We start from the raw sequence: 14704 nt of genomic DNA on the forward strand, positions 1-14704 counted from the left end.
GTAATTTCAAATCCAAAATTCTATCGAAAATATGAGCAGAAATTAGGTATTGCTCAGAGAGCCAGGAATAAGAAGCGTGTTCGTGCATTACACGCCAAGATTGCAAATAGTCGAAAAGATCATTTGCATAAAGCAAGCACCAAGCTTGTGAATGAAAATGCATTGATTATTGTAGGTGACTTGAGTGCTAAAAAATTAGTAAAAACCAAAATGGCAAAATCTGTTTTGGATACAGGATTTTCTGCACTAAAAACAATGCTTAAGTATAAATGCGAGAACGCAGGCGTATTGTTTGAAGAAGTCCAAGAAGCCTATACGACCCAAATCTGTTCGTGCTGCGGTGAGATCACCTCAAGTAGTCCAAAAGGTAAGACAGATCTTGGAATAAGAGAATGGGAGTGCATGAGCTGTGGTACAGCTCATGATCGAGATATAAACTCAGCTCTAAACATTCTTGCGCTTGGGCATAAGCGTCTAGCTGTAGGAATCACCCTCTTTTAAGGGGGTGAGGATGTCAATCAATAGAAAAGCGGACTTAAAGTCCGCTTGTTCAAATCTATATGCAAAGTTGATTATTGAATCACACCACAGGCAATACGGTCACCGCCACCGCCTAGAGGTTTAGGGTCGTCAGAGTAATTATCACCACCGGCATGGACCATGATGGCTAAGCCTTGTACATCCGCCAATTTCAAGCGTGGTGCAATTAAATTCACTTTTGCTGTGCCATCGGTTTGAACTTGAAGGATCGGTAAGTCACCCATGTGACCGGTTAGCGGCGTACCGTGGTGAGGTGCAGATTTAGGGTTAAAGTGACCACCTGCAGCAAGAGCAGCACCCGCTTTTCCATCTTTTTCAGCTGGGGCACAAGAACCTTTTTCATGAATATGGAAACCGTGTGGACCCGGAGGAAGCTGGGTTAAATTGGTATGAATAACCAAGCCAGCAGGGCTATCAACCAAGTTAATTTGACCGATGCTTTGACCAATACCTTGAGCAGTCACGGCATTGACCGTCACGGTTTTTGCATTCAGACCTGTTGAAGTCGAGGTACTCGCACAGCCTGTAAACATCAGGGCACTGACCGCAGCAAGCGCACCGAATTTAAATAGTGAAGACATGTTTGGCATCCTGTCTGTTTTTATGGAGTTTCAACCATTGAAACAGATGCGGATACAGGATGACAGATAATTTAAGTATTTGATTGTAATATTTGTTTAATGAATTCAAGCCTGAATTAAGGTTGTTCAGGCTTATCATCCATATTGTCTAAGTTATGTGCCAATGTTGCTTTGGGCATCATGACGGGTTCAATTTGGGTTTCATGCAACCATTCACGCCAAATGGCTAACAATACAGCTAAGATCACTGGCCCGATAAATAAACCAACAAGACCGAAACTGGCGATCCCACCCAAAACACCAAACATGATTAATAAGAATGGAATCTGCGTTGCCCCTGAAATCACTAAAGGACGAATCACGTTATCGGCCGTACTCACCACACAAACACCCCAAGCCATGACGCCAATGGCTTCAATGGTTTGACCTTGTGAAAATAACCACAACGACACAGCAGTATATGAAATTGGTGGACCAAACGGAATCAGTGCCAACATGAAGGTAATGATGGTTAATAACATCGGGTTAGGCACATCGGCGACAAAATAGCTGACACCGGCAAGTAAAGCTTGGGCAATGGCGGTGAGACCGATGCCATACACGACGGCACGTGTGGTATCCGAGATGGTGGCAAGATAATGATGAATACGTGGCCCAATGACCATTTCGAGGGCTTTACTGACCTGACTTAAAATGGTTTGACCATCACGATAGAAGAAAAATAAAGACATCACGGCAAAACACAGCTTAAAGATATTTTTACTGACTTCGCCGACCAAAACTTTACCGTAGTTCAAATGCCCCTGAATCCAAATTTGTACCGATTGAATGATACTGTTTGGGTCATTGTTCAGCTCATGCAGGGTACGACTGACTTCTTTACCAATAAACGGCAGTTGGCGAATAAAATCAGGCACATTGACATGACCAGAGAAAACTTGCTTTTGTAATTCAAAATACAAGTTACGGCCTTCATGTTGTAGCAAGAAGATCGCAAAAATCACCGGCAGACCTACCACTAGCACCACCAGTAAGATCATCAGCGCCGCACTTAGATTTGCACGATTGCCACAAAAACGATGCACCGATTGATACAGCGGCCAAGTCATATAGGCAATAATGGCTGCCCAAACAACGGGCACAATAAAGTATTTGAGTACGCTAAAGCTCAAAAAAATCAGGATAAAAAATAATCCGAACAATAAGACTTTTTGTAATGTAGGTGCGAACGTTGGCAATGCGTGCTCTGATTTTTTCATCATGTTGTGTTCAATCTTAACCGAAAAAAAAGCTCCCGAAAACGAGAGCTTGTTAACTTATGGTGAATATCTTTCAGGCTAGATCCTTGCAATATTGGCCTTTATATCAACAAAATGTGGAATGATGGGTTAAAACCACTCGGCTTCGTCTTCAATAATGGCATTGAGCACAGGTTGCCACTGTTGTTGCATACCGAGGTACAATTTTTGCGTTTTGTCAAAAACCGAAAGACCTTGCATGGCAAGTTGACCATAAGCGGTACGTTCAGAAATCCAAGCAACGGGCTGTTGTTCAACTTTATTGAAAAAATCTTGAATTTCTTTGGAATGAGCAGAATTGGGTTTGACACGATTGGCCAGCAATAAGATTTGGACTTTACCTTTACGAATCCGTTTAATTTCTTGCAAATGCTTTAAAAAACGACGGGTCGAGTCGATGTCGAAGAAAGATGGTTGCAGTGGAGTAATAATGGTATGGGCTTCACTCACCAACTGATCTGCATGTTCATCCGATAACGCACCCGGAGCATCGATAATCAGATATTCAATCCCTTTCGGCACATCACCAATCGATTTTTCATGACGCCAATCTAGGCTCTGAATTGGGGCTGCAGTGTCTGGGCGCTGTTTGAGCCATTGACGTGCAGACTTTTGATTGTCAGCATCTGCCAAGGCCACTTTATAACCTTTTTGCGCAAGTGCAGAGGCTAAACTGATTGCTGTGATGGTTTTGCCACAACCACCTTTTTGATTGGCAATTAATATCGTTTTCATCGACCTAAATAGATTTTATTCTGCTCATCCCTAGCATATCATTGTTTAATGCGGGGAATATGACAAAGAACCAAAGTCTAAGTTTTTTCTATAGGTTTCACTGTAATATATTAAAAAGATTAGGAATTTTAAATGTCTGTCTGGATGGCCATGCTCATTGGCGCGTGTATTGGGATTGTACTGACCACCTTAATTTTAAGTGGCAGTCGCAATGGAAGGATTAAGGCAGAATACGAGCAATATATTGCAGAACTAGAATTGGAACATCAGCAGGCATTGGCCCATGCACAAAAACGCAGTGTAAATACCAGTCGTGCTGTTTTAAAAGGCAAAATGGCCGAACAAATGGCGCCGATCATGCCCGAATTTCAATATTTACCTAGCGATGCAAAGTTTCTCGGTGACCCGATCGATTATGTGGTTTTTGATGGCTATACCGACTTTCGTGATGGCGATGGACTCGCTGAAGACATTGAAGTGGTGCTGATTGATATTAAAAGTGGTGGGGCACGTTTGACCAAAGGGCAACAAGCGATTGCTCAAGCCATTGCCGAAGGGCGAGTGCGTTTTGAAACCATCCGAATTGATTTTGAGCACATTTAAGCTCGCGTGACTCAGCCTCAGAACCGTCGAAAAGTAATAAGGACAGAATATCCACATGGAAAAACTCTTAGCGACTGCAGCCGTTTTTGCGCTCATGCTGTGGATATGGTCTGAATATTTTCGTGCCATTCCACATTTAGAGCAAACTGGTGTGCTGAAAAATTTTCAGGTCACACCGACTCAGGCATTTTCCGGTGAATATTTGCTGTTGGATAAACGATACTACAGTGCGAGTAGTCGTACATTACATCCGGCCGCACCGACCGTGGTGGGTGGCTTTCAAGACTTGGCCTATGTCAGCAATATTGATTTGCTACTGGGTTCAGGCTCAAATAATATCCAGTCTTTAAAATATCATCTTGAGTGGTCGCAGCAGAACCGCTGTTTTAGCGTGCAAGCGAAAAATGTACCCTCGACACAAGTTGAACAGCTCAAGTCTGAATTGCAAAATGTCAGTGTGATTGCTCAATCCGAAGACGTCGCAAATCGTATTCGGCGTTTGAAATCAGGGGATCGTGTGGAGATTTTGGGTGAATGGGTGGATGTGCATTCCACCAAAACAGGGAAGTCGTATAGCACCTTTAATGTGTTGAATAAAAAGCCCTGTCATATCCTAAAAATTAATGCCATTCGACTAATCAAAGACTAGGTACTTTTAACTAGATTTGATTGTGCTTAAACATGGCCTTGGACGCTTTAACTCAACTTCCGTGCGCGGGCGAGCAACATGCGCTGTCCAATTTTTGGAATGCCTTCAGCATCAAAATACTGCGTTTCAAAACATTCAAACTGGGCATCTTCAAGCAACTTTTGCATATGACGATCCAGATGACAGCCATCCGCGACTTTCTTTTGAATGGGCGTCAATAAGTGTTGTAACTGCTTAATTTTCCCATTTTCATTGTGTTGTACATGCTCAACCAAATGAAATGTTCCTGTTGGTTTAAGGACACGGTAGATTTCTTCAAGCGCAGTTTCAATATCGGCAATGCTGCATAAGGTCCATGTACTCACGACATGATCTAGACTTTCATCTGCAAAGGGTAATTTTTCAGCACCGGCTAAAATATGCTGTACCTCAAAGGGTGCCGCATGTACACGTTCAGCAGCTAAATGAAAAATATCAGGATTGGGCTCAAGGGCAAAAACCGTATCAACATTTTGATAAAACGCTAAATTCAAACCTGTACCAAAGCCAATTTCGAGTACTTCACCAGACACGGCTAAAAGGAGTTCGCGTCGTTTATCCATCAGGCTCGGTACTTGCATGACTTGATTTAAAAGATGCGGAAAAATGTGTTGTTGATAAAATTTATAAATCATAGCGGGTATTGTTGTTGGCTTTTTTTAAAGTGTAAATCATGTCTTTTTAATTTTAAATCATGTGGTAGGGCGTGGATATGGGCCAATTGACTGAATAACAGCATTTTGTTACCAAGTTCATAAGGTTTATGCAGACTGTGTGCGTAATATAGAGTTACAACTAGTAAAAACGACATTCATCACGCTCAACCTACGGGATTTTAAGCTCATGTTCAGGTTGGGGCATTATGAATAGATGAAGTCGGCTCAATTGCAGAATTAAAATTGAGTAATGTGAAGTATTACAGGGTAAGAGGATAACGCGATGATCAAGCGAATTGCATTAAGTACTGTGCTTGCAGGCTTTTTATTGAATGTCGGTGTCCAAGCGTCTTCAGATTATAATATTGCCAAAGGCTTAGCACCTGCTGCCAAAGGCCAGTCGATTTCTACCTTGAAAGAATTTAAAGGTGATTTCCGAATTTTAGGTTCAAAAACCTATCAAACAGATGAACAAGCAAAATTTTCTCCGATTGATTATGCAGTCAGTTGGGGCTTATTTGCAGAGCCAGAAATTGCTCGTACGATTTCAGTCAATCAATATGACCGTTTCTTAAATTGGAAAATGGATCGTGTTCCTGTACCGCAAAAGCAAGCCATGATGATGGTGTCGAATATGCACATCATTCCTGCAAACCCGCAAATTGCGAAACAAATTACTCAAGTAAAACGTGGCGATCTTGTGCGTTTAAAAGGGGATTTGGTTGAGGTGAAAGACAAAGATTTGGTTTGGACTTCATCTTTGACCCCAACAGATACGGGTGATGGGGCTTGTGAAGTTTTTCGTGTAAGTTCGATTCAGTGGATTGAAAAAGTCAAAGGCTAAACTTCGATTACATCGAGATCGTATTGAAATCGGTGTGCATTAGATTCAAGGTAAAATAATTTGATGATGAAAATGACGATAAAGAAACAGCTTATTTTGAGTCTAATGTTGGCGAGTGGTATGGCGCTTGGTGGATGTACCAGTATGAGTTCAACTGTAGATGGGAAAACCCATGTATTTACTGAACAGCAAAGTTGTCCGACCTTGCTTGAGATGGATCGTGGACAAACTTTAGAAGTACTGTTAAACGAAAATCCAAGTACCGGATATGTATGGTCTTTGGCTGAGCAACCGAAACTTTTTAAAGTTGAAGAAGTGTTTCAATCAGCTCAACAACAACAAGCTGCTGCTGCAGATGCGACACCAGTGCTTGGTGCCGGTGGTCAAAAAACTTATCGTTTTACCGCAACGACTGCGGGTGAAGAATTACTACATTTGAAGCATGCACGAGCTTGGGAAAAAACCGCGATGGCTGAATGGACTTGCAGAGTTCGAGTATCTTGATTTGAACCACTGATGAAAAGATAAAAAAGCCAGTATTTATACTGGCTTTTTTATGGCAGACGAACTGATTTAGAACGTCCACGTATGCATTATTTCGCGCTGAGCGCTTGACCGTCAAATTGAATACCTTCCCAACCATTTTGCATAAATTGGCGAATGTTTTGGTGGTCAGTTGCGTCTGGTGTCGCCAAAACAGCAGCATAATGTTCAGCAAAAAGACTTAAGGTTTCAGCTTGGTTTAGACCATTCAATTGGGCAAAAGAAAATACTTTGGCACTGCCTTGGTTTTCAGTCGCTGCATTGGCTTGTTTGCCATTGGTAAAAGCAGTTGGTGTGTGGTTATAACGCGCTTCAATAAATGCAATCACATCTGAAAATTTCGCAGTCCCTGCTTGAAGTTGATCTAATAATTCCTGAGCCATAATGTCCTCTTTCAATAAAAAATACCGCAAAGTGTTGCAGACTATAGCAAGCTTTGGCCCAAACATTTAACACTATTTGCGTAAATTAAATGCGTGTATATTGAAGGGCGACCTTAGGCAGTCTGTTGCCTAAATTGTAGATACCAATGATGTTGAAGTAGGACAACTATGAACTTGCTTTTGGTCGCATGTGGCGGCGCAATTGGGGCAACACTTCGCTATGCAGCAGGACTGTTATTGGCCAAGCCAACAGTACTCTTTCCTTGGGCAACATGGTGGGTGAATATTTTAGGTTGCTTTTGTGCAGGTGTGTTTTTTGCATTTAGCCAAAAATATCCCGTTCTACAAAATGAAGCACGCTTATTGCTTATGGTCGGGATCTTAGGTGGCTTTACCACATTTTCAAGTTTCGGCTTAGAAACCTTCCAACTGCTTAGACAAGGGCAAAGTGGGCTGGCATTTAGTTATGCCATTTCCAGTGTGGTGATTGGCGTCATCGTATTGGGACTGGGATATTACTTATTTCAGTCGATTTTAAAAATAGATGTTTAAAACAACGCTTGAAATCCACAAAATTTCAGACATAAAAAAAAGAAGCTCAGGCTGGAGGAGGGGAACCTTGAACTTCTTCAATGCTTTAATTTTAAAAGAAAAAACTTAATCGAAACTGAACTTATTGTGAGCGTTTGAAACGCGCAAAGCGTTTATTAAAGTTCGCAATACGTCCTTCGTTATTCACTTGGCGTTGTTCACCTGTATAAAAAGGATGTGATGCACTTGAGATATCGAGCGTCACATATGGATAAGTTTTGCCTTCAAACTCTTTGGTTTGATTGGTGCTTAAAGTACTGCCAATCACAAAAAAGGCATTGGCATTGGTGTCATGAAAGAGCACTTCACGGTATTCGGGATGGATGTTGGCACGCATTCTTCTGTTCCTTAAATTTATTGATTAAAGAAATGTTATAACATAACAATATAAAATGCAAATATTGCCCGAAATTCATCAGGCAATCAGCGCGTCATATTCACTTAAGCGCTAGGTGGGACCAACTCATCAAAAAGATCATTGAGATTGTCATGCACTTTCAAATGAATCAAATTCCAATAATGCCCTGAAACAGTCCGGTTCACCATCAAGGTATCCGGTGACGGTTTAAACACATCCCAGTATTTAAGAGATGGCTTAATTAATTCTACCCCGTCATGGTGCGCTGAATTTTCAGCAAAGTCGTATTGTGTGGTTAGCGGACGCATCAGCACTTCCAGCCATTGTTCATACAACTCCGCAGGGAATTTACCGAGTTCATTGAGTGAATGTAGGGCATCAAGTTGCTGTTCAATCAGTGGAATATCGTGCTTGCGTGCAGCATTGATCAATTGCTTAAAGTGCGACACGATTTCAGGAGACAGGGTTTTCACACCGCCGTAGTCATATACGATGACTGAACCATCTTCACGAAAGGCGAAGTTGCCCGGATGTGGGTCACAGTGGAAACGTTTAAGGAAGAAAATTTCACGGCCAATGGCACGGAATAACCGTCTTCCCAAGGCATTTCGTGTTTCTTGTGACCATGTGCTGGCAGTTTCTATACTGTCGCCAAGCTCTAGACTTAGAGTCAAAATATGACGTGAAGAATAATCTTTATAGACCTGTGGAATGATGATTTTGTCATCCAGCGCACTATGAAACGCACGGGCCACATCTAAGTTTTGCGCTTCGATTTCATAGTTCAGTTCGTTGTCTAAACTGTCCTGAATTTCACGAAATAGCTTGTCTTGTAACTTCCGATTAATTTTCAATACGCCCATCAGACGAAGTGCAAGCCGAACTTGTTTTAAATCACTTTCACAGGCTTCTTCGACACCCGGATATTGCACTTTCACCACCACCTGCTGACCATTAGGTAACACGGCTTTATGCACCTGCCCAATGGATGCAGCGGCAAAAGGTTGTTCTTCAAAACTTTTAAAAATCTGCGCGAGGGGTTTGCCGAGTTCTTGTTCTACTTGAGCCTTAATTTCAGCAAAGGGCATGGCTGGCGCTTGGCGTTGTAATTTACTGATGGCCTTTGCGACTTCAGGTGGAAAAATGTCTTTGTACTGCGAGGCAATTTGTCCGACTTTCATCACCGCACCTTTCATTTCACCCAAAGTGTCTGCAATTTGCAGACCGATGTCCTGAAAAAGTTTACTGCGAGATGCATTTTTCTGTTCTTCATCGGCAGTGATATTGCGGATGGAATTGGAAACGGTTTTAGTAGCAATGCTTGCCGTCATACTGGCAAGTTTCATAAAGCGACGACCCGGTGTGCTAGCCGTTTTTGCCATGTGATGTTCCTCAAGATCATCATTTATTATCTAATACCGATCATAGGCGACAAAACACAAACTGCCTACTTTAAATTGTTAAGACTTTATTTCCATTGATAAAATGATGGGCAAAAATGTAAATACTGAAAATAATTCAGGCAAATTTAAGCCACGCGCTGAATGGTTTAAAATATCGCGTCGCTAGAAGAGAACTGAACGATGAAAGTGTATCGCTATTTAACCGGTAAAGATGATGTCAATTTCTGTGCCCGTGTGACCAAAGCTTTAAATGAAGGCTATGAATTGTATGGCTCACCAACCATGAGTTTTAATGGGACAGAGGTGATTGTCGGGCAGGCGATCGTGAAAGACGTAGAAGACGACAGCCAAGTGCCACAAGGTTTAAAAAATGCCATCGAGGCGCTTAATTAGTTGGTTTTGCTGCTCCTGTAACTTCACTGATGTTATGCCTGTAAAAGTAATTACGCATTTTTAAAAAGATTTTTAATTTTATTAGACGGAGTCTTTCATCTAGGGATTGAATAAAGGGATTAGCCTTCAGCTGGAGGTACTTTTGTTTCGGCAAAAGTACCCAAAACCATTGTCATCCGCAAAACTCGTTCACTAGCGTCTAATTATTTAAAGTATTGCAAAAACATTTTTGTTTTGAGGTAGTCCTGTCTCAAACAATTGCGGATGACATTTCCGCGTATCGTTCTTTTATTTGAATCAAATTGTGCAACTGAAGTTACTGCGTAGCATTAGTTGCTTCAGTTTTTTCCAGTTCTAAATGTGGACTGAGATATTTACTGCATTGGTTATGGTGTAAATTTTCATTCAGGGTGATGAGGTTTTGCGTCACGATAAAATCCTGATCGTCCGCAGAGGCAAACTTTTGATTGGCCTTGATGAAGTCCTGATAGGTATACGCCATACCAGATTGCTGACAACTTAATTTTAAACGTGCGGTATATGAGTCTGCTTGTTGTTCATGATAAAAGCGAAAGGCTGTCCAAAGTGCTTGATTGATGTAATCAAATTCGGGTTGTGATTGGACTTTGATGGGTGCGTGATATAAAGGAAATTCATGTCGGTTGATTGTTTGTTCAGCCTGTAGTGACATGGAAAAGCTCAAGCTCAGACAGAGACTGATCGAGCGAAATACATGGGACATGTTTATTTTCCTCTTCTTCGTGCTTTTTATTTATGGTGTTGCTATGCAGTGAGTTAATTTGCATTAATCTTCTGCATAGCGTAGCCGTATTTTTAAGTAACTTTTTAGATGATATTTTAGGGCTTATCCCGGTTGTGCTAAACGTTTATTCATCATAAATAAACGTGTAAGTAGCAGTATACATGCGACAGTCAGACCCACAATTAGGCCAATCCAAACGCCTGCAGCACCAGTCGTGGTGAAGCGTGCAAGATAGATCCCGACAGGGAAGGCAATGATCCAATACGCGATCATAGTGATCCACATCGGCCCTTTAGTGTCTTGCATACCGCGTAAACACCCTGCGGCACTGACTTGCCATGCGTCCATCAACTGATAGGCAATTGCGAACAACACCAAGTACACTGCAAGCTGAGTCACATCATAGTCATTGGTATAGAGTGACACAATTTCATTACGTAAAAGCCAAAGCAGCAGCATGGTAATTAGGGCAAATACCGTCCCTGTCAACATACCGACTTTCTGGACTTTTCTCATCGCTAGCCAGTTCTTCTCCCCATAATAGGTACCGACCCGAATGGTCAGCGCAATCGCTAGTGACATGGGAATCATAAACAATTGCGAGGTAATCGAAATGGCGACTTGATGCGCTGCAATGGTGACTTCGCCTAAAGGACTCAAAACAATAGCGGCTGTACTAAAAATACTGACTTCAAAGAAAATGGCTAAGCCAATGGGAAAGCCAAGTTTTAAGATACGTTTGATCCATTGACTGTTTAATTTTTCAAAAGCAGCGAAAGGTTGGGTTTTTTGATAGGCCGCTCCTTTGAAAACGTACATCGCCAAAGCAAAGAACATTAACCATTGCAAAATCGCGGTGGCAAAACCACATCCTGCAGAACCTAATTCAGGGACTGGGCCTAAACCATACATAAAAATAAAGTTCAGTGGAATTAACACCAATAAGGCCAGCAGACTCAGCACAGTGACTGGACGTGGATGCCCCAATGCTTCTGAGTAACCACGTAAAGCTGCGTACATGGTGACAGCAGGCATACCTAAACTAATGGCGTGTAAGAATAAGCTCGCCTTCGGAAGTAATGCCTCAGGGACACCCAATAACGGTAAAAGCAGTGGCATTGCCTGTAAAACCAGTGCAGCGATAATGCCAAGAAACAACGCAACCCACAAAGACTGACGGGCGATGGTGGCAATTTTTTCAGGCGTCCGAGCACCATTGGCTTCGGCAACCAATGGGATGGTGGCAATCATAATGCCGCTGAACAGCAGCATGACTGGTATCCATAAGCCGACCCCGACCGCAATGGCTGCAAGGTCATTGGCGGACATGTGTCCAGCCATGATGGTATCAATGAGACCAAATCCCGCTTGCGCAAACTGCGTGATCAATATCGGGATCATTAAATGAAACAGTTGTTTTAATTCATACTTGCTGCTTGTTACAGCCGTGACAGTAGACACAGAATGTACTCATTTCTTGTGAGGTGCTTAGGAATGAGGTCTTAGCGTTGGAAAGTGAGAAGCACACCAATAAAAATCACCACGCCACCCAATAAGCGTTGCCAGTTAATCGGGGTTTTTTCAGTGCCGAGCAAGCCAAAATGGTCAAATACCATCGACATTAAGATCTGTCCAAAAATAATCAGACCGGAGAGGGATAAAAAACCCAGTTTCGGTGCGGTATAAATACTGATACTGATGGCATAAACACCCAAAAATCCCCCCAACCATAAATACCAAGGGATTTGAGCAAAACTTGCAAAGTCCGGTTTTTCGGCCGATTGAAAAAACACCATAAAGGCGAGGACTATTGTACCAACCAAAAAAGAAAAAAGGGCAGCTTGCAGCGGTGAATATAAATATTCACGCAATTGGCTGTTGATCGCTGTTTGAATGGTCATGGCGATGCCAATACCCATCGCGAGCGGCAGTAAGTACAATAAATGGCTGCTTATTTTCATCTTGTTATCAGCAAATTCTTTTTTAATATGATCAGTCTACTGTATTCGATCAGAGTTTTCACAAGCACTCTGATGCAGTCATGTTAAAATAAACAGTATTCTTCAACGCATTTTGAGCAATCTCCTTGGCTGAATTAAATCCTGCACTCGTTCCTTTGTCTTTATACATTCACATGCCGTGGTGTGTGCGTAAATGTCCATACTGTGACTTTAATTCGCATGCGGTGCCGAATGGTGAATTGTCTCTGTACTTAGAACAAGAATATTTACAGGCGTTGGTTGAAGACTTTAAAACCCAAGTCGATTTTGCTCAGGGCCGCCTGATTCATAGTGTATTTATTGGTGGCGGTACACCATCTTTGATTTCTGCCCAAGGTTATCAATGGTTATTTACTCAGCTCAAAGCATTGGTGCCATTTGAAAAGGGCTGTGAAATTACCTTGGAAGCCAATCCCGGTACGGTTGAGCACGATCCTTTTTCAGGTTATTTAGAGGCAGGGATTAATCGTTTATCTATCGGTGTGCAGAGTTTTAATACCGAGCAACTGAAAAAACTGGGTCGGATTCACTCGAATGACGATGCCATTTCTGCCATTCAGCATGCACGGGAAGCAGGTTTTGAACGGGTGAATGTCGATTTGATGCATGGCCTGCCTGAACAAGCGATTGAGCAAGCGCTTTTGGATTTGAAATTGGCTGTGGAAAATGGCGCAACACATGTGTCGTGGTATCAGTTGACGATTGAGCCGAATACGGTCTTTTTCCGCACCCAGCCGATTCTGCCTGTCGATGATGTGCTTGAAGAGATTCAAGCGCAGGGCGAAGCCTATTTAACAGCGCAAGGCTTTATCAATTATGAAGTGTCGGCATGGCGTAAAGAAAAGCCGTCGGCACACAATTTAAATTACTGGCAGTTTGGTGACTATTTAGCGATTGGCGCAGGCGCGCATGGTAAAGTGACCATGCCAGACGGGGTGTATCGTTTCCAAAAAACCCGATTGCCGAAAGACTATTTAGCCAAAGTACCTGCTGAACATCTTCAGTTTAAGCGCATCGAAGCAGCCGACATGCCTTTTGAATTTATGATGAATGCACTTCGTTTAAATCATGGGGTGGAAGCCAAGCTATATAGCGAGCGTACAGGGGAAAGTTTAGAGCCGATTGCCGAGTTATTGAACTCATTACGTGAACGTAAATTGATGGTCAGTGATCCAACACTTTTGTCTTGTACCGAGCAGGGACATATCTTTTTAAACTTAGTGTTGGAAGAATTCCTGTAATGAAAGCTATGTCAAACTTGTTTTAAAATTTGAGCGACAAGTAATTTTTCATATTCCGAATGTAATTTGCAGAATGTGTATGAAATTATTCAGTTGATAATTGAATTTACATGGCATAAAGGAACTTCAGAAAATGAAATATATTTTAACTGCGACGTTATTAACTATAGCTTTGGTGGGTTGCACCGATAAAAAAGCACCATCAGAACAAAATGTTGCAACAGAGGCAACGACCGCAACTGCACAAACAAACGATGTTGCAGTATCTCAAGATGAGCAAGTGATTCACTTTACAGGGCCACAAGATCTTAGCCTTGAGTTAAAAACCAAAGATAATTTTGAAACCGCACAATTGACTGATAATTCTGATCGTGTGTATGAATTGAAACGAGGAGTTTCAGGAAGTGGTGTACGACTTGCCAACGACCAAGGTGTTTCAATTCACTTTAAGAACTTTAATGGTGTGAATGAAGGCACTGTTGAGTTGGTAAAAGATAAACCCATAGAGATTAAAGAATTTATTGCTGATAAAGCAAAGTAAATATTAAAAAAGACCGCATGAGCGGTCTTTTTTTAATTTAGCTTAACGATGTTTCGGTGGCATTGGCGGTAATTTATGCTGCGAAACAGGTTTGTGTTGATTGCCTTTAAAAGCTACTGCCTTATGATTTTGTTTGGCAAATTTTGCATGAGCTTGTTGATGCTCTTTTTTCACCATTTGCGGCCCAGCAGGTTTGTGATGTGTTGCTTTAGGCGGTACAGGTTTTTTATCGAAGTGTGCAGCAGGTAGCGGATTTTTATGATCGAATGCAGGCGCTGCCATTGCAGACATTGTCGCAGTTGTTGCAATCAGACCAATCATTAATGAAGACATCAATTTTTTCATGGTTACGCTCTCTATGAATCAATGAAGTCATCATAGGGGGAGGCTATGCAGAAGATATGAAGTTGTATGAGATACAAATGTAAAGCTAAAATTATGGAGTTAAATTTACTTTAAGTATTTAATATTTATTAAATAAAATTATGTTTTAGCGATAAGGTGTTCTATTTTTGTTGAAAAATACAACAATATTTCTCCATA

20 protein-coding genes are annotated in these 14704 nt (G+C 41.8%); 9 read left to right on the forward strand and 11 right to left on the reverse strand.

Features of this window, described 5'->3' with window-relative positions; all coding sequences use genetic code 11:
- Positions 1–501 (forward strand): RNA-guided endonuclease TnpB family protein (locus FTU83_RS02185; protein WP_180008669.1); only part of this gene is annotated, 501 nt, incomplete at its 5' end.
- A 71-nt stretch (positions 502–572) separates the two neighbouring features.
- Here the strand turns inward: FTU83_RS02185 and sodC are convergent.
- The 3 genes from sodC to FTU83_RS02200 all read right to left on the reverse strand — a co-directional run bounded on the left by sodC (position 573) and on the right by FTU83_RS02200 (position 3154).
- A complete protein-coding gene (sodC, locus tag FTU83_RS02190) occupies positions 573–1121 on the reverse strand; it encodes a superoxide dismutase family protein (RefSeq protein WP_180092510.1) in 549 nt (182 codons plus the stop codon).
- A gap of 116 nt (positions 1122–1237) precedes the next feature.
- Positions 1238–2359, reverse strand: a complete 1122-nt coding sequence (locus FTU83_RS02195) for an AI-2E family transporter (RefSeq protein WP_171263748.1) — start codon at positions 2357–2359, stop codon at positions 1238–1240.
- 150 nt (positions 2360–2509) lie between these two features.
- Positions 2510–3154, reverse strand: coding sequence for a ParA family protein (locus tag FTU83_RS02200; protein WP_180105616.1), 645 nt, complete (start codon positions 3152–3154; stop codon positions 2510–2512).
- 132 nt (positions 3155–3286) lie between these two features.
- Between FTU83_RS02200 and FTU83_RS02205 the strand changes: the two genes are divergently transcribed.
- Together FTU83_RS02205 and FTU83_RS02210 are read left to right on the forward strand one after the other, a co-directional pair.
- Positions 3287–3757, forward strand: coding sequence for a Holliday junction resolvase-like protein (locus tag FTU83_RS02205; RefSeq protein WP_078192492.1), 471 nt, complete (start codon positions 3287–3289; stop codon positions 3755–3757).
- 55 nt (positions 3758–3812) lie between these two features.
- A complete protein-coding gene (locus FTU83_RS02210) occupies positions 3813–4406 on the forward strand; it encodes a hypothetical protein (protein ID WP_180105615.1) in 594 nt (197 codons plus the stop codon).
- Between the two features lie 47 nt (positions 4407–4453).
- Here FTU83_RS02210 and FTU83_RS02215 read toward each other — a convergent pair whose 3' ends face one another.
- Positions 4454–5080, reverse strand: a complete 627-nt coding sequence (locus FTU83_RS02215; RefSeq protein ID WP_180055410.1) for a class I SAM-dependent methyltransferase — start codon at positions 5078–5080, stop codon at positions 4454–4456.
- Between the two features lie 304 nt (positions 5081–5384).
- Here FTU83_RS02215 and FTU83_RS02220 point away from each other — a divergent pair, with 304 nt between their 5' ends.
- The gene (locus FTU83_RS02220) at positions 5385–5945 is read left to right on the forward strand and encodes a hypothetical protein (RefSeq protein WP_078189325.1); all 561 of its coding nucleotides are present in this window, start codon (positions 5385–5387) and stop codon (positions 5943–5945) included.
- 72 nt (positions 5946–6017) lie between these two features.
- Complete coding sequence (locus FTU83_RS02225; RefSeq protein ID WP_257222512.1) at positions 6018–6449, forward strand: protease inhibitor I42 family protein; 432 nt, start codon at positions 6018–6020, stop codon at positions 6447–6449.
- A gap of 89 nt (positions 6450–6538) precedes the next feature.
- On the opposite strand, the gene FTU83_RS02230 is transcribed toward FTU83_RS02225, so the two are convergent.
- Complete coding sequence (locus FTU83_RS02230; protein ID WP_078192490.1) at positions 6539–6871, reverse strand: HopJ type III effector protein; 333 nt, start codon at positions 6869–6871, stop codon at positions 6539–6541.
- Between the two features lie 168 nt (positions 6872–7039).
- Between FTU83_RS02230 and crcB the strand changes: the two genes are divergently transcribed.
- Positions 7040–7423, forward strand: coding sequence for a fluoride efflux transporter CrcB (crcB, locus tag FTU83_RS02235; RefSeq protein WP_180105614.1), 384 nt, complete (start codon positions 7040–7042; stop codon positions 7421–7423).
- A gap of 121 nt (positions 7424–7544) precedes the next feature.
- Here the strand turns inward: crcB and FTU83_RS02240 are convergent, their stop codons facing one another.
- Complete coding sequence (locus FTU83_RS02240; RefSeq protein WP_078189321.1) at positions 7545–7799, reverse strand: type B 50S ribosomal protein L31; 255 nt, start codon at positions 7797–7799, stop codon at positions 7545–7547.
- A 104-nt stretch (positions 7800–7903) separates the two neighbouring features.
- The gene (locus FTU83_RS02245) at positions 7904–9202 is read right to left on the reverse strand and encodes an AarF/ABC1/UbiB kinase family protein (RefSeq protein WP_180105613.1); all 1299 of its coding nucleotides are present in this window, start codon (positions 9200–9202) and stop codon (positions 7904–7906) included.
- A gap of 201 nt (positions 9203–9403) precedes the next feature.
- Here FTU83_RS02245 and FTU83_RS02250 point away from each other — a divergent pair, with 201 nt between their 5' ends.
- A complete protein-coding gene (locus FTU83_RS02250) occupies positions 9404–9616 on the forward strand; it encodes a DUF1737 domain-containing protein (protein WP_180024326.1) in 213 nt (70 codons plus the stop codon).
- 316 nt (positions 9617–9932) lie between these two features.
- On the opposite strand, the gene FTU83_RS02255 is transcribed toward FTU83_RS02250, so the two are convergent.
- The 3 genes from FTU83_RS02255 to FTU83_RS02265 all read right to left on the reverse strand — a co-directional run bounded on the left by FTU83_RS02255 (position 9933) and on the right by FTU83_RS02265 (position 12340).
- Entirely contained in the window at positions 9933–10358 is a 426-nt protein-coding gene (locus FTU83_RS02255) for a hypothetical protein (RefSeq protein WP_180105612.1), read from the reverse strand.
- A gap of 123 nt (positions 10359–10481) precedes the next feature.
- The gene (locus FTU83_RS02260; RefSeq protein WP_373685351.1) at positions 10482–11840 is read right to left on the reverse strand and encodes an MATE family efflux transporter; all 1359 of its coding nucleotides are present in this window, start codon (positions 11838–11840) and stop codon (positions 10482–10484) included.
- 41 nt (positions 11841–11881) lie between these two features.
- Positions 11882–12340, reverse strand: coding sequence for a DMT family transporter (locus tag FTU83_RS02265; protein WP_180064829.1), 459 nt, complete (start codon positions 12338–12340; stop codon positions 11882–11884).
- Between the two features lie 125 nt (positions 12341–12465).
- Between FTU83_RS02265 and hemW the strand changes: the two genes are divergently transcribed.
- Positions 12466–13620 (forward strand): radical SAM family heme chaperone HemW, encoded by a 1155-nt coding sequence (gene hemW, locus FTU83_RS02270; RefSeq protein ID WP_180105611.1) that lies wholly within the window; start codon positions 12466–12468, stop codon positions 13618–13620.
- 133 nt (positions 13621–13753) lie between these two features.
- On the forward strand, positions 13754–14161 hold the full coding sequence (locus tag FTU83_RS02275) for a hypothetical protein (protein ID WP_180009514.1): 408 nt from the start codon (positions 13754–13756) through the stop codon (positions 14159–14161).
- A gap of 42 nt (positions 14162–14203) precedes the next feature.
- Here the strand turns inward: FTU83_RS02275 and FTU83_RS02280 are convergent, their stop codons facing one another.
- Positions 14204–14494 carry a hypothetical protein gene (locus FTU83_RS02280; protein ID WP_257223495.1) on the reverse strand — a complete coding sequence of 97 codons (291 nt, stop codon included), beginning with the start codon at positions 14492–14494 and terminating at the stop codon, positions 14204–14206.
- Between the last annotated feature and the right edge of the window lie 210 nt (positions 14495–14704).

It is taken from the genome of Acinetobacter sp. YH12152 (genome assembly GCF_013418285.1).
GTDB lineage: Bacteria > Pseudomonadota > Gammaproteobacteria > Pseudomonadales > Moraxellaceae > Acinetobacter > Acinetobacter amyesii.